Raw genomic sequence first — 22,851 nt, forward strand, 5'->3', positions numbered from 1 at the left:
ACACGGTAATAAATAGGTCTGCGACCTTATTACCATCCTGCATTTTGTACCAGCACACCATTCGATAAGTCGATTTCGCTCTGCGGTATTTGTTGTAATCCTTTAGTGGCTCTGATTTTATCTGCCTCAATTTTTTTCGTAGTCTTTACCCCTCCGTTTTGTACTTCAGTTGTAGTTGCTATTGCTTGGGCAGCTACATCGATGCCTTGGCGAAGTAAATCCCAGTAACGGATACCTTCACCCACAAATTCCAAACGGCGTTGCTCCAGTATATTTGCTTTTGTTGCATATACCTGTGTGAATGAATCACCAAATGCGCGTTCCATTATCATATCCATATAATCCTGTGCATTCGGACTGCCAAGTTCGGCCGCCATAAGCAATACATCGGCATAACGGATGGATACATAATCCTGATACTGTCCTATCATATTATTAACGGCACCGTTTATGATCGCAGCATCTTGCAGTTCTCCTTTATCATTGTACATCGACATCGGCATATATTTCTTTACATAGTAGCCAGTATATTCACGTTGGTCCTGTATCTGTTTTGCAGAAAGTTTCAGTCCTTCATCCTTAATCGAAGCTATCGAAACAGCCTGACGAGTATCACCTGATTTGAATGCACTCCACAGCTTAGGGTCTACTGGACATGCGCCCCAACCCTGTGCATAAGGATAGACGTCGAATGAGCGGATTCCGGTCATTATCATCCAGTGGTTACCATCGGTATTGCCATTATAGTCGCTGGTCCATGTATATTTGATGCCGAAAACGGTTTCTTTGTTATCTTCTCCTACATAATTGATTTTGCCGTTTACATTATCTTCTTCTTCATTTTTTACAACTGAAGATACAGGCCACAAATCGGCAAAATTTTCAACTAATCCGTAATTTCCGTTTGCGATAATATCTTCAAGGTATGCTAGTACAGTAGATTGTGTAATACCGGCTAAATCTGTTTTTCCATAATATCCTGTATAATATAAAAACACTCTCGCCATCAGCGCTTCAGCTGCATATTTGGTTACACGCCCTCCATTAGTGGCAACATCAGAAGCGCTCCAGGGTTTTGCCGGCATATTTTCGCAGGCATAAGTCAGATCTTCTGCTATCAGTTTGTACACCTCATCAGCTGCAGCCTGTGGTACGTTGTCGGTAGTAGGTGTTGTGAGTAAAGGAATATTTCCCCAAAGGCGTACCATATCGAAATAAAGATATGCACGGATGAAACGGGCTTCGGACATATATGTCTTTCTCAATGTTTCGTTGCTGCCCCATTCTATCTGATCTTCTTTACTGATGAGCATATTACATCTCAGCATAGCTCTATAATATGCTTTCCAGTTGGCATCGAAAATTTGAGCATCGGATGGAGAACGCGATTTATCGAACTCGTCCAGCATCTGGTAGCCTAATCCGTCGGAAGCACCTGTTCCACCGAATGCATTGTCAGAAAATACTTCTGAAGCAACGGGGAAACTGACTCCGTCTGACCATACAGTTTGTAATCCGTCGTAACAGCCAACCAGAGCTTTCCATGCGTCATCGGTTGTTTTGTAGAAGTTTTCCTCTGTCTGTTTGTTCGGTTCTACATCGAGGAAGCCATCGCCACAAGCATTAAATAAAATGGCGATTCCAGCTAATAAATATATCTTTACTTTTTTCATTGTTTTCCGGTTTTTAGAATTTAATATTAACACCAAACAAATAAGTACGGGGACGAGGATAATATCCAAGGTCGATACCCGATGAGAAACTGTCTACACCATATCCTATTTCCGGGTCCATGCCATCATAATGGGTAAATGTGTACAAGTTCTGTATTTGTCCGTAGAGTCTCAGTGAGCTTATATATTTTGATTTTATCAGTTTGGCAAAATCATATCCCAATGTAATATTGCTTATTCTGAGGAAACTGCCATCGTGTATATACAAGTCGGAGAAATTTGTCCAGTTTTTATTATCTTCTGTTACGCGTGGCATAGAGTTGGATGTACCCTCACCGTGCCAGCGATCGAATACAGATGTTGTATAATTAGAGAAGCGATTCGCAATGTTTCTGTACGATTGTACAATATCATTCCCTGCCATTCCACTTGCGTTGAGGGCGAAATCGAAATTCTTATAGGCAAGATTGATATTGAACCCGAATGTAAAATCAGGATTCGGATCACCTATATTTCCCTTATCGTTGGTGTCGATAACACCGTCCCCATTAACATCGACATACTTTACGTCTCCCGGCTGAGCATCCGGTTGAAGAACTTTTCCGTTCGATTTATAGTTTTGAACGTCGGCTTCATTTTGAAAAATTCCGGCTGTTTTGTATCCCCAGAAGAATCCGATTGGCTCACCGTTTTGTGCGCGATAGAATTCGGTCGCATTGTCGTAGAGCATATTTGTAAGACCATTAATAATTCCGCCTTCGGTAGGAATCTGGCCTACAGTATTTTTGTTATAAGCACCATTGGCTCCGATTGTATATTCCAATCCACCGATGTTATCGCTGAATGATACACCTAGTTCCACACCTTTATTGGTAACATCTCCTCCGTTTATATACTTAGAGCTTACACCTGCGGTCGCCAGTACAGGAACGCTGATGATCCAGTCTTTGGTCTTTTTATTGTACCAGTCGAAGTTTACATTCATTTTCCCGTTAATAAAACGTGCGTCGAATCCGAGATTAAATTGCTCTGATGTTTCCCAGCTTAAATCGGGATTGGAGAGATTGTCAGGATTAGCACCCGGGGTAAGTACCCCCTCAGTATTGCCGAAAATATAGTTTACATTCTGCTGATTGATCATAGCCAGATATTGGAATGCCGATACATTCTGGTTACCTACCTGTCCCCAGCTGGCTCTTAGCTTGAAGTAATCCATCCAGTTTTTGGTTCGTTCCATAAATGACTCATTACTCATAATCCAACCTGTAGAAATAGAAGGGAAATATCCAAAACGGTTACCACTGGCAAAGTTTGATGAACCATCAGCGCGGAATGTTGCGTTTATCAGATAAGTTTCTTTATAATTGTAATTCAAACGACCAAAATATGAAAGTTTTTTGATGTCAGCATCTTTATTACCTCCAAGGCTCAACAGATTGCTTAAAGTATTGGTTGCATTTGACAAATAGGCATGGTTCAGGCTGTTGAAGATCAGATCTACATTACTCCCGTTTAGCCATGTCCCCGAATATTGACTCATAGATGAACCTAACATGGCTCCAAAGTCGTGATCTTCATTCACTTTGAAATTATAGCCTAATAAGTTATCCCAATTGTATGTCCGGCCTTTATTCATAGACTGAGTGGCCACTGTGTGATCGTTGAAAGCATATAAAGACAGTCTGTAAATGGGTTTGTATGAATTACTTTCGGAAGCAAAATAGTCGATACCCAATGTTGTTCTGAATTTCAGATTTTTGATAGGTTCCAGTTCAAGATATACATCCCCTACGAGTTTCTGAGTATTACTCTTGTTCTGATTGTTATATACCATCTGTGCATAAGGATTGGCTTCACCGTTGTACCAGTCGGAATTACTATTGTTCCAGAAATTTCCGTTTTCGTCGTACATCGGTACGAACGGGCTGGTATTGAAGGCTGCTCTCAACGTATTGTTGTATTGGTTACCCACTTGTATACCATTTTTCTTACTGTAAGAGAACGTGAGATGCTGACCAAGCCTTACTTTATTGTCATACAGATTATGTTCTGTATTGACGCGAAAGTTATAACGTTCATAGTTAGACAGGTCTTTACCGCCTACTATACCTTCCTGTCCGGTATATGACAGTGACATTGACCATACAGATGCGGCCGATCCTCCTGAAGCTCCAAGGGAATAGTTTTGGGTGATAGCATCATCTACCAGCATTTCATCTATCCAGTTGGTACCTGTTCCCATATTGGCTATTTCATCATTGGTAAAATATGCGCTTTTACCTGAGTTTATAGCAGCCTCGTTCATTATTGTTGCATACTGCTGCGAGTTAAGTAACTTTGCTTTTCTGGCAGCTTGCTGAACACCATAATATGCATCGAACGTGATTTGTGCTTTTGCTCCGGTCTTACCAGTCTTCGTTGTTATCAGCACGACTCCGTTTGCTGCCTGCGAACCGTAGATAGCGGCCGAAGCAGCATCTTTAAGTACATCGATAGACTCTATGTCGCTGTTGTTTAGATAAGTAATGTCGTTAGTCAATATCCCGTCAACAACAAATAGAGGTGATGCATCTGCAACAGTTCCCAAGCCGCGGATGCGTACTTTCAGACTTTCACCGGGTTGGCCCGATGTGGAGGTGATCTGTACACCCGGGGTTTTTCCCTGTAAAGCCTGAAGTGCATTTGTCGTGTTCATTTTTGCCAGTTCATCGCCTTTTACCTGTATAGTGGCGCCGGTGTTCAATTTCTTTTTCTGTACACCATAACCGATGGCTATGACTTCATTCAGTAAGTTGATCTCTTCTTCCAGTTCGATATTGAATACTGTTTCAGTACCAACAGTGACTGTTTTGGGTTTGAACCCGATGAAAGATATTTCAATTTTTGCGTTATCTTTAACGGTAAGGGAAAACTTACCATCCAAATCGGTTATTGTACCGTTTGTAGTCCCTACCTCGATTACCGATGCCCCGGCAAGGGGTTCGCCAAGAGATGTGACCGTTCCGGTTATTTCATGCACCGATTGAGCATAAATTCCGGTTACTGAGAACAAGCTGATAATTAATATCAGGCATGCTCTCTGCAAGTTAAGGAGACTTGCGTTTTTAGGTGAGGTTGTCATTCTTAAATTCATTGTATTAGTGGTTTAGTAAACATTGAATATTGTTTTGTTTCTCATATCTGGATATTTATTGTGCCATTTTTATTTCATTTGCTTTTCCGGTATATTTCACTTCCGAAACAGATGTTTTACCATCTTTAGTAATCCATTCCACACGGAATGTCCTATCCTTAGGCATGCCTTCATATTCGCCTTTTGTATCGCCTATAGAAAGTGTTTTAGAGGCTTCGTCGTATGTGAATTTGATGGTCGAGTATGCATCTTTTTCGTAGTTATAATTTACGCCTTCATCTTCATAGAGTGTAAATTCTCCGTTTGCTCCCGTATAAACTTTCAGAGTAATATCTTTCTGTATTTCCTTGGTCGTTTGTATATCTTTACCCATCGGTAGAATCGCCCCTTCTTTTACATAGAGAGGGATGCGTTCGTATGGAGCGGAAATATTCAGTGTTTGCCCTCCTGCAATATGCTTATTTGATTCGAAATCGTACCAATTGGTATTGGTAGGGAAGTATGCATTACGCGATGTGGCTTTATAATTATATACGGGGCATACCATTATATCAGGCCCAAACATATACTGATCGCTTATATTATGGGTATTTATATCTCTTCCGAAATCCATAACCAAAGCCCGCATGATTGTATAGTCGTTGAAATACGTCATTCCCGCCAATGAATAGATATATGGCATCATCTGGTAGCGGAGTTTGGTATAGTAAACCATGCTTTTGTATGCAGGATGGCTCTCCGGTGCAAGGTTGTATATTTCGCGGGTGGGATACTGTCCATGACTGCGGAACAACGGGCAGAATGCACCAAACTGGAACCAACGGGTATTCAGTTCCCTCCATTCTTTAAGGTCTTCCGAGCCTTCTTTCGCCACTTCGTAACGTTTCTCAACACAGAAGCCGCCTATATCCATTGTCCAGTACGGGATACCCGACATGGCAAAATTAAGTCCCGCAGATATCTGAGCTTTCATATCTTCCCAGCGTGTACCTATATCGCCGCTCCATGTTGCCGTAGAATAGCGTTGCGTACCTGCAAAGCCTGAGCGGGTAAGCAGGAATACACGGTCGTTCGGCTTTACTGAACGCTGGCCGTCGTATATAGCCATTGCATTTGCCAGCGCGTATGCATTGAAATATTCTGTCGATGAACCCAAAGCATTAGGTGTACTCAGTTCTTTGCGGTATTGGAGACTTGCATTCGACAAGATATCCGGTTCGGAAGCATCCATCCACCAGGCGTCTATACCTTTCGAATAGAGTTTGTCATTCATTTGGCTCCAGAACAATTTGCGTGCTCCTTCGCTGTATGCGTCATAGAATCCGGCTATATAGCCTTTGCCTATCCAGTCGCGTATGCTGTCTTTCACCGCGCGGTTGTACATCCATCCTTTTTCGTCGAAAGCCTTGTAATTATCTGTTGTATAGTAGAATTTAGGCCATACCGATATCATAATGCGTGCATCCATTGCATGTACGCTGTCTACCATGCCCTTAGGGTCAGGAAAGCGTGCCGGATCGAAATCGTGGCTTCCCCATGCATCCTGAGGCCAGTAAGACCAGTCGAGAACAATATTATCCAGTGGAATATTACGTTTGCGGTACTCTTTTACTGCATCCAGTAATTCATCCTGAGTTTTATAACGTTCGCGGCTCTGCCAGAATCCCATTGCCCATTTAGGCATTACCTGAGATTTTCCTGTGATTGTACGATATCCTTTTATAACATCATCGGCATTGTCTCCGCGAATGAAATAGTAATCTATCTGATCGCCCATTTCGGACCATAGCGATAGTTTGCTTTGTTCTTCTTCCGGTCTTGGACTTAATGCCTTCAGTCCTATATACGATATACCGCCGTCAGGTTTCCAGTCCAGTTTCAATTTGCGTTTTTCACCAGCTTTCATATCCACTGTGAATTTATAACTGTTAGGGTTCCATGCTGTACGCCATCTTTCGGGTACAATAACCTCACCGTCCATATATATAGTGGTGTAACCTGCATAATAAAGTATAAAATAATATTTGCCTGTTTCTTTGGCTTCTACTTCTCCTTCCCAAGTGATACGGGCATTATGGAAAGGAAAATCTTTCGGGAATTTCTTTATTGTTTCCAGATTTTCATAATCTATTCCAGATTCGCTTCTTTCTATAAATACCTGTTTGGCATCGCCATCGATCAGATATGTTGCAGTAAGTCCGCCTTCTTTACCTGTTTTATCGTATAGTTTAAACTGATCTAAGTCTGCATAGTCGCGCGGGTCACCAAACTTGGAAAGAGAGTAGTTGTCCCATAGTATACCGTAATTCTTACTCGACAAGACAAAAGGAACGGATACCTTTGTATTATATTGAAAAAGGACTTCATTCTTTCCTTTATAATTGTATTCATCAGCCTGATGTTGTCCCAGTCCGTAGAATGCCTCATCGGCAGGCGACTCGAATACCTGCTGCATGGTATAGGCTTTTTTACCTTCTACCTCTATATCGGAGAATGTTTTACCTCCACCCTTGTTCTCGGCAAGGATTAAATTTCCGTTAATATCGGAGAATGATACTTCGCCTGTAGTCAGGGATACAGAAGCAACGGTAGTAGCTGTTTTTAGAATAACATTTCCATTTTGTTCCGAAACATCCCAGCCCTCAGTTTTTGTTTTATCATAGATTGTAATAAGACTCTTGTTTTCAGTGAAATTGCTCGCCGGTGTTGCCGATACACGGATGATGTCATCATTGATTATTTGTAACCTGACATGTTTTGTAGAGCTAGCGTTTTCCGTCTTTAATGTTACTATTACCCCATCGTTTGTTTTCTTGTAAGGTCCGCTTTGGCAGCTGGTGAGTAAAAATACTGACAAAAGGCTCGCAAGTACGAGTTGAATTTTTTTCATGGTAATTATTTTATGTTTAGATTTCTTATAAACAAAATTAGGATAAGTGGTTTAAACAGGTTTTCTTAAATGTTCTTAAAGAAAGTGCCTAAAAAAATATGTAGGGGGTTAAATGTTTCCAAAGTGGTATTTAAATGGTAACATAGTACATTGTGTCATATAATTTTATATAAATTTGTATGAGAAGAACCTACCTGATCCTAATTACTTATGAAGAAATCTATATTATTTCCTATACTTATTTATTTTATATCTGTATGTAATATCTACGCCCAGCAATTCGAGTTTTCGCACCTCAATAATACAAATGGCTTATCTAATAATCAGGTTGAATCTTTATTCAGAGATAGTCGCGGGTTTATGTGGTTTGGTACCAATATGGGATTGAACAGGTACGATGGTGTAAATTTTAAAGTTTATACAAATATAAAAAACGATGCAAATAGCCCGTTATATGACAGGATTATAGATATACAGGAAGATGTCGATGGTAATCTATGGCTTAAAGAAAGCAGTTATATCGTTTACAATTGGAGAACAGAATCATTTATCAACAATGTTGATTCTTTATTACATAAAATGGGGCTGGAACCGGGCCCCTCTATAATTGAAATAGATGATAAGAAAGATTTTTATATCGCTTATCCTGATAGAGGAATATTCAGATACGATATTGCTACACAGCAGGTAACGGTTTTTCCGCAATCATCAGATATTAATACACTGGATCAATCAGGAATAGCAGATATTAAGATTAAAGGAAGTTATATCTGGGTACTCCATAGCAATGGGCTTGTAGAACGGCTGAATGTACAAACAGGCAAAGTGGATATCCGTAATACATTCTTCAAAGAGAATTATCAGAATTCTACAATTCTGAAATCTATCTATATTGATTCTGACAACGATCTGTGGATATATCCCAGTATAGATGACAGAGGTGTGGCTTATTTCAGTCTGAAAGAAAAGCAATGGACACTCCTAGATACAAAAAGTAAAGTTGCCCTGTCGAGCAGTTTTGTCAGATGTGTCGGACAGGATGCCAGCGGTTCTATATGGATCGGTACAGACCATGGTGGGGTTAATATCTATAATAAAAAGAAAAAAGAAATAACAGTAGTAAAGAATGATATATACAATAATAACTCCATCAGCCAGAATTCTATAATAAGTATTTTCTGTGAGGCAGATGGTACTGTGTGGGTGGGGACATACAAAAACGGAATATCATATTATCATCCTAACTTATTCAAGTTTAAGAAGTCGCCTTTATTTTATACATTTAATAAGAATGCAGAAACCTTCGATTGTAATAGTCTGTATAAAAATAAAAATGGGGATTTATGGATAGGTACAAATGGCCGGGGGCTTGTAAAATACAATGATGCTACAGGAAGTATACAAACATTCCGTTATAATCCTAATGATGCCGGCAGCATATCGTCTGATATAATTACCTCAGTGTTCGAAGATCATGCTCAGATTCTGTGGATAGGTACATTCCTTGGAGGGTTGAATGCCTATAATGGCAGAGAATTTAAGAGATATCAGGTGGATGAAGATAATCCTAATTCATTGTCCAGTAAGAGTGTATTCGGTTTAGCCGAAGATAATGAAAATAACTTGTGGATAGCTACTTTAGGTGGTGGAACTGATAAGCTGGATGCTAGTCGCCGTATTTTTACCCATCATAATTTAAGAAATAGCAAGATGCTTTCGGACTATGTTCTGTCCATGTTTGCAGACCCGGTGAAGAATATTTACCTAAGTACCGACAGGGGGCTTAATTATATTGACAAAGATAAGAAAGAGATTACCGCATACTTTCCTGAAAACAAGCTTTTGGATTCCTTGACCAATATTACTATCAATTATCAGTTTGTCGATTCAAAAGGATTGGTTTGGATAGCTACCGACAAAGGTATTAATATTTATGATCCTCACAGGCATCAATTCTATTATATAATGGCGAGTAATGGTTTACCGAGTGATGAAGTTGTATCACTTGTAGAGGACAATGACGGAAATGTTTGGGCTGGTACACGCAATGGGTTAGCATGTATATATTGTGATTTTTCTGATAAGGGTTTTAATTATACAATTACTTATTTTGACGTAAAGGATGGCTTGCCAAGTTCTGTTTGTAATCGTAATGCCATATTTAAGGATAAAGACGGTATTATATATATAGGAAGCACAAATGGTTATGTTGCTTTTAACCCTAGGGAAATCGTTTTTAACAAGAATGTTCCTAAGGCCCGCTTTACGGATTTGTTAATTACCAATCAGGTGATAAAACCCAACGTAGAGTATGACGGACGGGTTATTATTGAGAAATCTATCACAGACATTAATGAAATAACCTTGCATTACGGAGAAACGAATTTTACAATCCTGTTTTCAGCACTTAATTTTATTCATCCGGAAAAAAATAAATATAAATATATGCTTGAGGGGCTTGATAATAAATGGACAGAAATAACAAACGGCATTGGGGCAGCTTCATATTCCAATCTGAATGCAGGTACTTATAAACTTATAGTATACGCGAGCAATGATGATAATATATGGTCTGCAGAACCCATTGTATTGAAGATAGAAGTACAGCCTCCGTTCTGGCTGTCATGGTGGGCGTATATTGTTTACATTATTGTGGTTGCGGCTATAATTCGCTTTTTCCTTAAATATAAGCTGAATAAGCAAAGAGAAGAGTATGAACAGGCACAGAAGATTCTCGAAGCCAATAAAATACATGAAGTGGATGAACTCAAATTTAAATTCTTTACCAATATAAGCCATGAGTTTAAAACCCCGTTGACACTCATTCTTACCCCACTGGAGAAATTAATGAAATCTCCCGCATCGGACGAGCAAAAAGCTACTATGAATATTATGCATAAAAATGCACAGAGCTTACTGCAAATGGTAAATGAAATTCTCGATTTCAGAAAGTTTGACCTGAATAAAATGAACCTCAATATATCACGTGGCAATATTATTGAATTTACAAAGGATATTTGTCAGTCTTTTTCTTCCCTTGCCGCAGAGAAGTCTATAAAATTGACTTTCACAACTTATTTGCAAGAGTTGCAGATGGAATTTGATAAAGAAAAGATGAATAAGATAATTACTAACCTCATTTCCAATGCTTTTAAATATACAGAAGAAGGACATATAGATGTAAGTATAGGTGTATCCGAATTGATGCAGAATAGTGAAAATGCTATTTCGAAGCAATTGAATATCAGGATATCAGATACAGGGGTTGGAATGGAGCCCGAATACCTCGATAAAATTTTCGAGCGTTTTTTCAGGATAGAAAAAGCCGATAAGAACACTCCGTCAGGAACAGGTGTCGGTCTGCATCTGGTGAGTGAATATGTGAAATTGCACGGAGGAGAAATAGAGGTGGAAAGTACAGTGGATAAAGGTTCTGTTTTTACTGTTCTATTGCCTATCAACAATCCTACATATAAAGAACTGAGTAGTCAGGATGTTATACATTCGGGCGATTCCGAAGATGCAGAAATAGGTAAGAATGAGATAAAATCTGTTCAGCGGGCAAATTTACCATTATTGCTGATTGTAGATGATAATGAAGATTTTTGTGAATTTATAACCGGCTTGTTCATAGATAATTACAATATAGTTACGGCCAATGATGGTGAAGAAGGCCTGCGTATCGTACTCGATCAGCTACCCGAGATTATACTTTGCGATGTGATGATGCCAAAAATGGATGGTTACGAATTTTGCAGGCAGGTAAAGGGAGATATACGCACATCCCATATTCCTATTATATTGCTTACGGCCAAGTCGTCGGAAGAGAACCGCTATTCGGGTATAGAAGCCGGAGCTGACGACTATATAGCCAAGCCTTTCAATATAGATATGCTGACACTGAAAATAGCTAAGATAATAGAGAAACAAAAGAAGTTGCAAAGCAGTTTTAAGAAAAAGATCGATGTAGCACCGAGTGATATCGAGATAACCTCTATGGATGAGAAATTTGTACAAAAGGCAATAGCGATAGTCGAACAGAATATAGGGAATGCCGATTTTCTGGTCGAGGATTTGTGCAAAGAAATGGGTATGAGCCGTGTATATTTCTATAAAAAGACTCTTGCTCTGACAGATAAAACCCCGTCCGAATTTATCCGCTTCATCCGTTTGAAGCGGGCGGCCGATTTACTCGAAAAGAGCCAGATGTTTGTTAATGAGATTGCTTTCCAGGTAGGATTCAATGATCCGAAGTATTTCCGTAAATATTTCAAGGAAGAATTCGGGGTGACGCCTAATGAGTATAAGAAGAACGAATCTAAGTAATTTAGATAACCGTGTAAACATTTTACCCCCTTTTAAGAGACATATTACCCCCTTCGGGGAATGATGGCATTCCCAAAATAGAAACATTAGGAATGGGATAGAGTACAATAAAAACAGTAAATTTGTTTATTGTAAAAACACTGATTCCATGAAAAAAATATTATTGGCTATAAGCTGTATTCTCTATTCCGGCATCACACTCTTTTCGCAAAACATATGGAAATATTATTTCACTGAACCGGCTTCTATTTGGGAGGAATCTATTCCGTTGGGTAATGGCCGTATTGGCATGATGCCGTGGGGCGGGATAGACAGGGAACGTATTGTATTGAATGAAATTTCCCTTTGGTCAGGGAACAAACAGGATGCCGACAACCCCGACGCTTATAAATATCTGGGCGAAATAAGAAAACTCCTTTTCGAAAATAAAAATCGTGAAGCGCAGGAATTAATGTACAAAACCTTTACATGTAAGGGTGAAGGCAGTAGTGGTGCAGATTATGGTAAATTTGAAAATTTTGGTAATCTATATATTGACTTTACCTATCCGGATGCTTCCGGCACGGTTGACTATAAACGCACATTGGATCTGAATAATGCCTTGTCTGATGTATCCTATACTAAAGGGAGTATTAAATACACGAGAGAATATTTTACCTCCTTTACAGATGATATAGGAATAGCCAGATATACTGCCGATAAACCGGAATCATTGAGTATGCGTATCTCGCTTGGCCGTGACGAAAACTATGAAACATATACGAGTGGCCCGGTTCTATACATATTTGGAAAATTGTCAGCAGGCGAAGGCAAAGAGGGTATGAAATATCTGGGAATGGTAAAAGTAGAGAATGAGGGAGGAGACCTCTTTACCAATGCCGGGGATATAGAAATCAAAAATGCTGATGAGGTCACTCTTTCCATATCTCTTGCAACTAACTATAATGGGGTAGAACAGGAAAAGCTGGCAGCTGATCTATTAAATAAATTAAAAGGAGACTACAAAACCCGGAAACAAAAACATATCGAAAAATATCAAAACCTGTTTAACCGTGTAGACCTTACATTAGGCAAAAATAAAAATTCGGATTTACCTATAAACAGGAGGCTTGAAGCTTTTGTAAATGACCGCACCGATTACGATTTGGTCGCCTTGTATATGCAATACGGACGCTATCTGCTTATCTCATCTACACGTGAAGGAGGACTGCCTCCAAACCTGCAGGGACTATGGGCACCGCAAATACATACGCCATGGAATGGAGATTACCATCTGAATATAAATCTGCAAATGAATCTTTGGCCTGCCGAAGTTTGTAATCTCTCCGAGTTACATCTTCCTACAATCGAATATGTGAAATCATTAACAGAGCCCGGACATAAAACCGCGAAAGTATATTATAACAGCGATGGCTGGGTAACTCATATACTGGGTAATGTATGGGGCTTTACTTCTCCGGGCGAAAGCCCTTCCTGGGGGGCCACCAATACTTCAGGGGCCTGGATGTGCCGGCATTTATGGGAACATTACCTCTATACACAGGATGTGAAATATCTGGAATCGGTATATCCAACAATGAAAGGTGCAGCTCTATTCTTCGAAAATATGCTGGTCGAAGATCCGAATAACGGTTATCTGGTAACAGCACCTACCACTTCTCCTGAAAATACTTATATAACTGAATCTGGCGATGTACTGAGCGTTTGCGCAGGTTCTACAATGGATAACCAGATTGTGCGGGAACTTTTTACGAATGTATCCCAAGCCGCAAAAATCCTGAATACAGATAAACAATGGATAAAAGCCATAGAAACAAAAAAGCAAAGGTTGGCGCCTACCACTATTGGTAAATACGGGCAGATAATGGAGTGGCTCAACGACTATGAGGAAGCAGAAATACATCACCGCCATGTATCGCAACTCTATGGCTTGCATCCCGGTTATGAACTGACATACGAAAAAACACCGGAATTAATGGAAGCCGCTAAAAAAACGCTTGAACGCCGGGGGGACGAGTCTACCGGCTGGTCGATGGCATGGAAGATAAACTTCTGGGCACGGCTCAAAGATGGCGACCGTACATATAAATTAATTGGTGATCTGCTGAAACCCGCAGGTAAAGGACATGGTACATATCCAAACCTTTTCAGTGCACATCCGCCAATGCAGATAGATGGTAATTTTGGAGGTTGCGCGGGTATAGCCGAAATGCTCGTACAGAGCCATGCCGGATATATTGAGTTGTTACCTTCTATTCCCGGAGAATGGAAAGACGGCAGTGTGAAAGGTCTGAAAGTGAGAGGGGGAGGGGAAGTATCTTTTGCATGGAAAAATGGAAAAGTTACTGATGTTGATTTCATTGCCCGGACAGCAAATACATTTGTTTTTAAACTCGCTGATGATAAAATGGGTATATCAGGGACAAAGAACTATAAAACAGAGAATGGTAAATTATTCCTTCATCTGGAAAAAGGAGAAATAATTAGAATATCAAAATTTCCATAATGAATGAGAATCAGCAGTTGAAAGGACTGTAACTTTTCTATATGATTTTATCTATACAAGGCAGATAGCAAGCGTGTTATCGGACAGAAAGGATGCAATAAGAAAAACGATAGAAAGGTGTTACTTTTGTTACCTTTTACAAGTAATAAGTTTTAGGTAAATAGACACGAGTAAACAAGATACAAGAAACGAGTTATTAACTGATTACTGTTGACTCTTGACTGAAAAGTGTTACATCTGTTACCTTTTAACAATATAATGCAAACAGAGGTTAAATAAATAAAGGTTACACGATGTATATTGTTAAAAAAAGAGATTCGTAAATATAGAGATGTTACTTTTTGAGTTGAACGTTGAAAATGAATAATGAATAGTAAGGAGACACAAGTTGTTCCCTGATGACTGGCGAGATGCTTCGCTCTGCTCAGCATGACAAGCTAAATATTAATTTTTCATTCTTAATTATTAATTGCTTTCTGTGTTACTTTTTTTACATTTTATGCAGGGAGAATCCCTCGTGGGTACCCGCATAGCAGCTAGCGGGAAGGCACAAGTACATACCTGACAAGAATGGGAAAAGGTAACAAGTAGAAAAGATTGTAAAATATGTAACTTTTGTAACTTTTTGGAAAAGCTACAACTAAGTGAGGTATTATTGTTGACCGTTATCTATTGACTGAAAACTGTTTTAACCTCTGATTCCCATAATTAGTAAAAAACATAATAATTATAAGATAACATGAAAAAAACATTTATTTGTGGTTTGCTTGGCCTTTTCTTAATCAATAGTGTGAAGGCACAAATAAACGCTACTCCGGTTTATCTGGACGATAGTAAACCTATAGAGACCCGGATAGAGGATGCCTTATCGCGCATGACTCTTGAAGAAAAAATTGCTTTCATCCATGCACAATCGAAATTCAGTACACCGGGTGTTCCCCGTTTGGGTATTCCTGAATTGTGGATGAGCGACGGTCCTCATGGCGTGCGTATGGAAATAGATTGGGATACATGGGCGCATGCCGGATGGACAAACGATTCGTGCACGGCTTTTCCCGCACTGACATGTCTTGCAGCGACTTTCAATCCGGAATTATCATCATTATACGGGAATGCTATAGGTGAAGAGGCCCGTTACAGGAAAAAAGATATACTATTAGGACCGGGTGTGAATATTTACCGCACTCCGATGAACGGGCGTAACTTCGAATATCTGGGTGAAGACCCGTATCTGGCTTCTAAAATGGTGGTGCCCTATATTAAAGGTGTACAGAAGAATGGAGTGTCGGCATGCTTAAAACATTTTGCGCTGAATAATCAGGAAGTATGGCGTAATGTTATTGATGTAGAAGTAAGTGACAGGGCATTATATGAAATTTATTTACCTGCATTTAAGGCCGGAGTTCAGGAGGGTGGAGTATGGTCTGTAATGGGCTCGTATAACAAGTTCAGAGGACAGTATTGTAGCCACCATGAGATATTGATTAATAAGATATTAAAAGGTGAGTGGGGCTACGATGGCATTGTTGTAACAGACTGGGGTAGTGCCCACGATACGAAAGAAGCCGCTCTCTACGGACTGGATGTGGAAATGGGAACATGGACAAACGGCTTGACTTGGGGCGAGAGTTTCGCATACGATAATTATTATCTGGCCCAGCCTTATCTGAAGATGCTGAAAAGCGGTGAATTGCCGATGTCTACTCTCGATGATAAAGTACGCCGTGTGCTTCGCCTGACATTCCGGACTAATATGGACAGGAAACGTCCGTTTGGCAGCTTTGCTACAAAGGAACACGCCGAGGTGAGCCGTAAAGTAGCCGAAGAAGGTATTGTTTTGATGAAAAATACCAACAATTTTTTCCCTGTTTCAAAAGGCAGATACAATAAAATTGTGGTGATCGGCGAAAATGCTACACGTTCCCTTACTGTGGGAGGTGGTTCGTCGGAACTGAAAGTTAAAAAAGAAGTTTCACCACTCGAAGGACTGATAAATAAATATGGTAAAGATAAAGTATTCTACACAATGGGCTACGGTTCCGGACCCACAGTATATGATAATTTTGTTCCGTCCCCATATAATGCCGATTCTTTGAAACGTGAAGCTCTGGCATTAGTTAAGGATGCCGATGTAGTTCTTTTCTTCGGCGGGCTGAACAAAAATTATCAGCAGGATTGTGAAGGGGCCGACCGCATCACTTACGACCTTCCTTTCGGACAAAACGAATTGATAGAAGACTTGCTGAAAGTGAATAAGAATACGGGTGTCGTTATTGTCAGCGGTAATGCCGTGGCAATGCCATGGCTGGATAAAGTACCCGCATTGATGCAGTCTTGGTATCTTGGTTCAGAAGCGGGTAATGCGACAGCGAATATAATAGCAGGTGATATAAATCCGTCGGGTAAACTGCCTTTCAGTATTCCAGCAAAACTGGAAGACAACGGAGCGATGTCATTCGGTACGGTTTCATATCCGGGCGACAGTATCACACAGATATATAAAGAAGATATACTGGTAGGTTATCGCTGGCACGATACGAAGAAGATACCTGCATTATTCCCGTTTGGATACGGATTGTCATATACTACGTTCGAATATGGGAAAGTATCCGCCGACAAGAAAGAATATGGAAAAGATGATGTCATAAAAGTTTCTTTTACTCTTTCCAATAGCGGAAGTGTAGCCGGTGCAGAATCAGTACAGATATATGCCTCGCAGGCAAAACCATCGCTGGAACGCCCTGCCAAAGAACTGAAGGCATTCAAAAAAGTGTATCTTAATGCAGGTGAAAGTAAAACCGTAGAACTATCTGTTCCGGTGAAAGATCTGGCCTTCTTCGATGATAAAACCCACAGTTGGGTAGTAGAACCGGATAAATTTACACTGCATTGTGCGGCATCGTCTGCCGATGTGAAAAGTTCTGTAACTGTTCAGATTAAATAACTAATATTCGTCTTGTCATGCTGAACGAAGTGAAGAATGACAAAGAGGGCACAAAAACAACCCAAAATAGTAATATATGAAAATACATAAAATGAAAAATAAGCTATTTCAATTATTTATCATTATGGTTTTGGTGAATATATCCACTATGAATGTATTCTCTCAGTCCGGCTATAAAAATCCTGTAGTCAGGGGATTTAATCCCGATCCCAGCATTTGCCGGGTGAACGATGATTTTTATATTGTTACCTCTTCTTTCGAGTATTTCCCGGGTTTGCCCATTTATCATAGCAAAGACCTTGTTAACTGGCGGCAGACAGGGCATTGCCTTACCCGCGATTCACAGCTCCCGTTACACAAGGCTCCGGCTTCGGGAGGGCTGTTTGCACCGTCTTTGCGCTATCATGATGGGCTGTTCTATGTGATATGCACAAATGTGTCGGGTGGAGGTAATTTTTTTTGTACCGCTATTGATCCTGCTGGTCCGTGGAGCGAACCTACATGGGTGGATATAAAAAGTATCGACCCCGATATCTTTTGGGATGAAGATGGTAAAACTTATTTCGTCACACAAGGCGATGAAGGTATCAGAGTGACAGAAGTAGACCTGAAAACAGGAAAAGTGATTGGCCCCGAGCATCTTGTGTGGGGAGGTATCGGAGGCCGTTTTCCCGAGGCTCCTCATATTTATAAGAAAGATGGGTTTTACTACCTTCTTCTGGGTGAAGGTGGTACGGAATATATGCATAGTGCTACGATAGGGCGTAGCAAAAACCTTCTTGGCCCTTACGAATCATGCCCTCTGAATCCTATACTCACACATGCAAACAGGATAGGGCAGGGGAACCCGATACAGGGAGTAGGACATGCCGACCTCGTGCAGGCCAAAGACGGCTCGTGGTGGATGGTATTTCTCGGGTTCAGGGTTACACAGGTATATTCCTATTATCATATACTGGGGCGGGAAACATTCCTTGCGCCTGTAGACTGGCCGAAAGGCGGGTGGCCGCAGGTGAATGGGAACGGGACTGTTTCGCTGGATATGAATGTTCCGGCATTGCCGTTACATCCTTTTGAGAAAACTCCGGTAAGAACCAATTTTGATGAGGAAAAATTAGGTTTCGACTGGCAATATCTGCGTAACCCCATAAGGGGAAATTATTCTCTTACCGAGAGAAAAGGATATTTGAGAATCAGTGCTTCATCATATACATTGAATGAAACCGAGGCTGTATCTTTCGTGGCACGCAGACAGACAGAACATGACTTCAGCGCGGAAACGTTTTTTGAATTTGAGTCCTCTACCGAAAATGAAGAAGCAGGCATCACACTTGTTCAGAACAATACCCATCACTATGATTTACTTCTAAAAAAAGTAAAAGGGCAGTATATTATACAATTGCGTGTGCAAGCAGGCTCACTTTCTTATATAGCTGCCGAAAAAGCAATTAAGGGCAATAGCGTGAAATTTAAGATTGAAGGGACTCCACTACAATATTCGTTTTTTTATTCCGATACAGAAAATGGAGATTATAATGAATTGGGAAAACTGGATACCCGTTACCTGAGTACCGAGGTTGCAGGAGGTTTCACCGGTGTAATGATCGGACTGTACGCTTCATCGAACGGTAAAGCCAGTAAGGCAAAAGCGTATTACGACTGGTTCGATTATGAAGTGAAATGATATTTATATAAGATTATTCTCATGTTATGTTGAACGCAGTGAAACATCTCCTCTATAATTAAAAGAGATTCTTCACTGCGTTCAGAATGACAAAGATGTAGTAAAAGTTATTTCTCAAAACAAACCGGCTGTTTTCTCTATCCACATGTCAGCCATCCGTTTATGGGCGGCGGCGGTAGGATGGATACCGTCCCAAAGCCAGTAGCCGGCAGGAACATTCGGGTATCTGACCAATAGGTCGCTGTATAATTTATCGAACGGAACAAGGATAGCATTGTAGTCCAATGCAATCTTTTCTATAATTTTGCTGCATTCTCCAAGCAATTTCTGTCGTAAATTCCAAGGTCCCTGTTTGTTCAGATTCTCTGTTTCATAAGCAAAAGGTGTACATATTACTATTTTAAGATTCGGATTCTTTGCTGTGGATAAATCCAGAAGTTTGCGGTATTTCATATCCCAACCAGTCAGATCAAAGTCTTTATCTGTCCCGCTGCTTAGATATCGGGCTATGTCATTGGTACCGATAAGAATGGATAATATATCCGGATTTATTTCCAGAGCATCGTCTTTCCATCGTTTTTCGAGGTCATCTAATGCGTTTCCACTAATTCCTCTGTTATAAAATACATATCCTTGCTCCGGAAAAGTTCCCATAAAGTAAGCCGCACATAAATACATATAGCCACTGCCGAAAATATGGTTTTGATCCCAATGATTACGTTCCGATGACGGCTTTGCATCACCTCCGCCCCAGTTGCCGTCAGTGATGGAGTCGCCTATATACAGGAATCTTTTACCTTTTTTAACCGGGTCTTGGGCTATAGCATTATTTATTATTAAAGAAAGCAGAATAAACAGTATGGCCTTTTTCATAATCAGATTGTTACCGGATAAATACCTTTATAAATTTACTATGTAAATATAGTGAATTGTACGAAAAAGTTTGGTGATAAACACCCTGAATGTAGCCTGAGTTTTGTACCAATGATATTCGGATGATAAAATAAAAGAGATTACTTCGTATGTAATCTCTTTATATATAATTAAATATTAGATAATGTCGGCATCTCTTTTCTGTTATATCTCAACTCTTTTTCTTTCTTTTTATTCAACTCTTTTTCTGCCCTTGCTTTTCTGATAAGAATATTTACAGAGATTGCTATTGTGCAATATGTCAGGAATGGAACGACAATAAAATACGGTATATAACTTGTATATTCTCCAAAATCAAAATCGCCCACAGCCAGAATCAGTAAATAAGAAAAGAAAACGATGTATGAAATCCTGTGTATTACCTTGTATTTCTCATATTTTTGCATAATAATCAAATTTTAATCTGTTATAAACTATAAGAAATTAGATTCTTAAAATAATTAGCAGTGAAGTCTTTTCATACGCACCCTTTCTTTAAAAAATATTTATGTAATATGTTTGGATAAACATAGACCTTAAAAAGCAGACTTCCAAATATTTTACATAATCTTTACAATTACTGGTACCTTTATTGGATATTTTGATATAAATTGCAGTCTGTTTTTGTTGTATTTAAAACAACTTCTTCTCCAGGAAGTAAAAAAACAATGATAAAATTTGTATTTAAAAAAAAGTTTATAACTTTGTGTTCACTTTTTGATATGAAATTATGACAAATTGCTTTTTACATGTCCTCGTTCTTGATATTCTCCTCGTCGGCCAGAATAAATGAGAAAGGTGTGTATATTAGCTCGATAATATAAGGAATAAATAAAATATAGCCTTTCTCATTCTTGGGAAAGGCTTTTTTATAATATTTCGGATAATAAATAAACTAAAAGACAACTATAAGCGTGTGGCGATGAGCTAACGGCTAAATTAAGAAAGTTATGGGATTTGAATTAAGAAGTTCGACAAGCACACAAGGTAGACGCATGGCAGGAGCCAGAGCTTTATGGCGTGCAAACGGTATGAAGGAGGAACAAATGGGGAAACCATTGATCGCCATCGTAAATTCATTTACGCAGTTTGTACCGGGGCATGTTCACTTACACGAAATTGGGCAAAAGGTTAAAGCTGAAATAGAAGCACAAGGTTGCTTCGCTGCAGAATTCAATACAATTGCCATCGATGATGGTATTGCAATGGGACATGACGGCATGTTATATTCTCTTCCTTCGCGTGACCTGATAGCCGATAGTGTGGAATATATGGTAAATGCACATAAGGCCGATGCAATGATTTGTATCAGCAACTGCGACAAAATTACTCCCGGAATGCTGATGGCCGCCATGAGACTGAACATTCCGACTATTTTCGTTTCAGGTGGACCTATGGAAGCAGGCAAACTGGATGGACAACAGCTCGACCTTATAGATGCTATGATAAAGTCAGCTGATGATTCTGTTTCTGATAGGGAAGTAAGTTTAATAGAAAAGGCAGCTTGTCCTACTTGTGGTTCTTGCTCGGGTATGTTTACGGCAAATTCAATGAACTGCCTGAACGAAGCTATCGGATTAGCTTTGCCCGGCAACGGGACTATCGTAGCTACACATGCTAATCGTATGCAGTTGTTCAGGAATGCGGCAAAACAAATAGTTACTAATGCCTATCGTTACTACAGGGATGGAGACGAGTCGGTTCTTCCCCGCAAAATTGCAACAAAAACGGCTTTCCTTAACGCTATGACACTGGATATAGCTATGGGAGGTTCTACAAATACCATCCTTCATCTTTTAGCCATTGCTCAGGAAGCCGAAGTGGATTTTACAATGGATGATATTGACAAATTGTCCCGTAAAACACCATGTCTTTGCAAAGTCGCTCCCAATACACAGAAATATCATATACAGGATGTAAACCGAGCAGGTGGCATTTTAGGTATTATGAAAGAACTGGATAGAGCCAAGTTGATAGATACTTCTGTTTCAAGGGCTGATGGTCTTACACTTGCCCAAGCCATTAGTAAATATGATATTACAAAAAATACAATTATAACCAGAGACGCAGAGCTTACATACAAATCGGCTCCCGGCAACCGTTTCAATCTTGTAATGGGATCTCAGGATAATTATTTCCCCACACTCGATATAGACAGGGAAGCAGGCTGTATCCGTAATTTCGAACATGCCTATACGAAAGATGGCGGGCTTGCTATACTGAAAGGGAATATTGCCCTGAACGGATGTGTTGTAAAGACGGCAGGGGTTGACGAGAGCATCTTCAAATTTAAGGGAACCGCAAAAGTATTTCATTCGCAGGATGCAGCATGTGAGGGTATTCTGAAGGGTGAAGTTGTTGCCGGAGATGTGGTCATCATTACATATGAAGGGCCAAAGGGTGGACCTGGTATGCAGGAAATGTTATATCCTACGTCCTATATTAAGTCGAAGCATTTAGGGAAAGCATGCGCTTTAGTTACAGATGGCCGTTTCTCGGGTGGTACATCCGGTTTGTCTATCGGCCACGTTTCTCCCGAAGCCGCATCGGGAGGTGCAATTGGTTTGGTTCGTAACGGCGATATTATAGAAATAAATATTCCTAAACGTTCCATCAATGTGAAATTATCTGATGCAGAACTGGAAGCACGACGTCAGGAGGAATTAGCAAAAGGTAAAGATGCATTCAGGCCAAATCGTGAGCGTTATGTATCCAAAGCGCTGAAAGCCTATGCAAGCATGGTGAGTTCGGCTGATTTGGGAGCAATAAGAATTATAGAATAA

10 protein-coding genes are annotated in these 22,851 nt (G+C 40.0%); 5 read left to right on the forward strand and 5 right to left on the reverse strand.

Going from position 1 to position 22,851, the window contains the following annotated elements; translation table 11 throughout:
- Positions 1-29 precede the first annotated feature (29 nt).
- From B3317_RS07760 to B3317_RS07770, 3 genes are read right to left on the reverse strand one after another with little or no spacing between them, the layout of a single operon-like run.
- Positions 30-1,673, reverse strand: coding sequence for a RagB/SusD family nutrient uptake outer membrane protein (locus B3317_RS07760; RefSeq protein WP_291110335.1), 1,644 nt, complete (start codon positions 1,671-1,673; stop codon positions 30-32).
- 13 nt (positions 1,674-1,686) lie between these two features.
- Positions 1,687-4,806 (reverse strand): SusC/RagA family TonB-linked outer membrane protein, encoded by a 3,120-nt coding sequence (locus B3317_RS07765; RefSeq protein WP_291110337.1) that lies wholly within the window; start codon positions 4,804-4,806, stop codon positions 1,687-1,689.
- Between the two features lie 55 nt (positions 4,807-4,861).
- The gene (locus B3317_RS07770; RefSeq protein ID WP_291110339.1) at positions 4,862-7,696 is read right to left on the reverse strand and encodes a TIM-barrel domain-containing protein; all 2,835 of its coding nucleotides are present in this window, start codon (positions 7,694-7,696) and stop codon (positions 4,862-4,864) included.
- A 210-nt stretch (positions 7,697-7,906) separates the two neighbouring features.
- On the opposite strand from B3317_RS07770, the gene B3317_RS07775 reads away from it, so the two are divergent.
- The 4 genes from B3317_RS07775 (at position 7,907) to B3317_RS07790 (ending at position 19,156) form a co-directional block, all read left to right on the forward strand.
- The gene (locus B3317_RS07775) at positions 7,907-12,022 is read left to right on the forward strand and encodes a hybrid sensor histidine kinase/response regulator (protein WP_291110340.1); all 4,116 of its coding nucleotides are present in this window, start codon (positions 7,907-7,909) and stop codon (positions 12,020-12,022) included.
- 148 nt (positions 12,023-12,170) lie between these two features.
- Complete coding sequence (locus tag B3317_RS07780; protein WP_291110342.1) at positions 12,171-14,528, forward strand: glycoside hydrolase family 95 protein; 2,358 nt, start codon at positions 12,171-12,173, stop codon at positions 14,526-14,528.
- Between the two features lie 739 nt (positions 14,529-15,267).
- Positions 15,268-17,472, forward strand: coding sequence for a beta-glucosidase (locus tag B3317_RS07785; RefSeq protein WP_291110344.1), 2,205 nt, complete (start codon positions 15,268-15,270; stop codon positions 17,470-17,472).
- Between the two features lie 124 nt (positions 17,473-17,596).
- Positions 17,597-19,156, forward strand: coding sequence for a glycoside hydrolase family 43 protein (locus B3317_RS07790; protein ID WP_414647474.1), 1,560 nt, complete (start codon positions 17,597-17,599; stop codon positions 19,154-19,156).
- A 114-nt stretch (positions 19,157-19,270) separates the two neighbouring features.
- Here B3317_RS07790 and B3317_RS07795 read toward each other — a convergent pair whose 3' ends face one another.
- The gene (locus B3317_RS07795) at positions 19,271-20,029 is read right to left on the reverse strand and encodes an SGNH/GDSL hydrolase family protein (protein ID WP_291110346.1); all 759 of its coding nucleotides are present in this window, start codon (positions 20,027-20,029) and stop codon (positions 19,271-19,273) included.
- Positions 20,030-20,199: 170 nt separating this feature from the next.
- The gene (locus B3317_RS07800) at positions 20,200-20,475 is read right to left on the reverse strand and encodes a hypothetical protein (RefSeq protein WP_291110348.1); all 276 of its coding nucleotides are present in this window, start codon (positions 20,473-20,475) and stop codon (positions 20,200-20,202) included.
- 543 nt (positions 20,476-21,018) lie between these two features.
- Between B3317_RS07800 and ilvD the strand changes: the two genes are divergently transcribed.
- Positions 21,019-22,851 carry a dihydroxy-acid dehydratase gene (gene ilvD, locus B3317_RS07805; RefSeq protein ID WP_291110350.1) on the forward strand — a complete coding sequence of 611 codons (1,833 nt, stop codon included), beginning with the start codon at positions 21,019-21,021 and terminating at the stop codon, positions 22,849-22,851.

Source organism: Dysgonomonas sp. UBA7710 (assembly GCF_002482385.1).
Lineage (GTDB): Bacteria > Bacteroidota > Bacteroidia > Bacteroidales > Dysgonomonadaceae > Dysgonomonas.

What these genes read in the sequence shown, in the direction of transcription:
- B3317_RS07760 (WP_291110335.1), bottom strand. Translation starts at nt 1,673, where the DNA reads ATGAAAAAAGTAAAGATATATTTATTAGCTGGAATCGCCATTTTATTT.
- B3317_RS07765 (WP_291110337.1), bottom strand. Translation starts at nt 4,806, where the DNA reads ATGAATTTAAGAATGACAACCTCACCTAAAAACGCAAGTCTCCTTAAC.
- B3317_RS07770 (WP_291110339.1), bottom strand. Translation starts at nt 7,696, where the DNA reads ATGAAAAAAATTCAACTCGTACTTGCGAGCCTTTTGTCAGTATTTTTA.
- B3317_RS07775 (WP_291110340.1), top strand. Translation starts at nt 7,907, where the DNA reads ATGAAGAAATCTATATTATTTCCTATACTTATTTATTTTATATCTGTA.
- B3317_RS07780 (WP_291110342.1), top strand. Translation starts at nt 12,171, where the DNA reads ATGAAAAAAATATTATTGGCTATAAGCTGTATTCTCTATTCCGGCATC.
- B3317_RS07785 (WP_291110344.1), top strand. Translation starts at nt 15,268, where the DNA reads ATGAAAAAAACATTTATTTGTGGTTTGCTTGGCCTTTTCTTAATCAAT.
- B3317_RS07790 (WP_414647474.1), top strand. Translation starts at nt 17,597, where the DNA reads ATGGTTTTGGTGAATATATCCACTATGAATGTATTCTCTCAGTCCGGC.
- B3317_RS07795 (WP_291110346.1), bottom strand. Translation starts at nt 20,029, where the DNA reads ATGAAAAAGGCCATACTGTTTATTCTGCTTTCTTTAATAATAAATAAT.
- B3317_RS07800 (WP_291110348.1), bottom strand. Translation starts at nt 20,475, where the DNA reads ATGCAAAAATATGAGAAATACAAGGTAATACACAGGATTTCATACATC.
- ilvD (WP_291110350.1), top strand. Translation starts at nt 21,019, where the DNA reads ATGGGATTTGAATTAAGAAGTTCGACAAGCACACAAGGTAGACGCATG.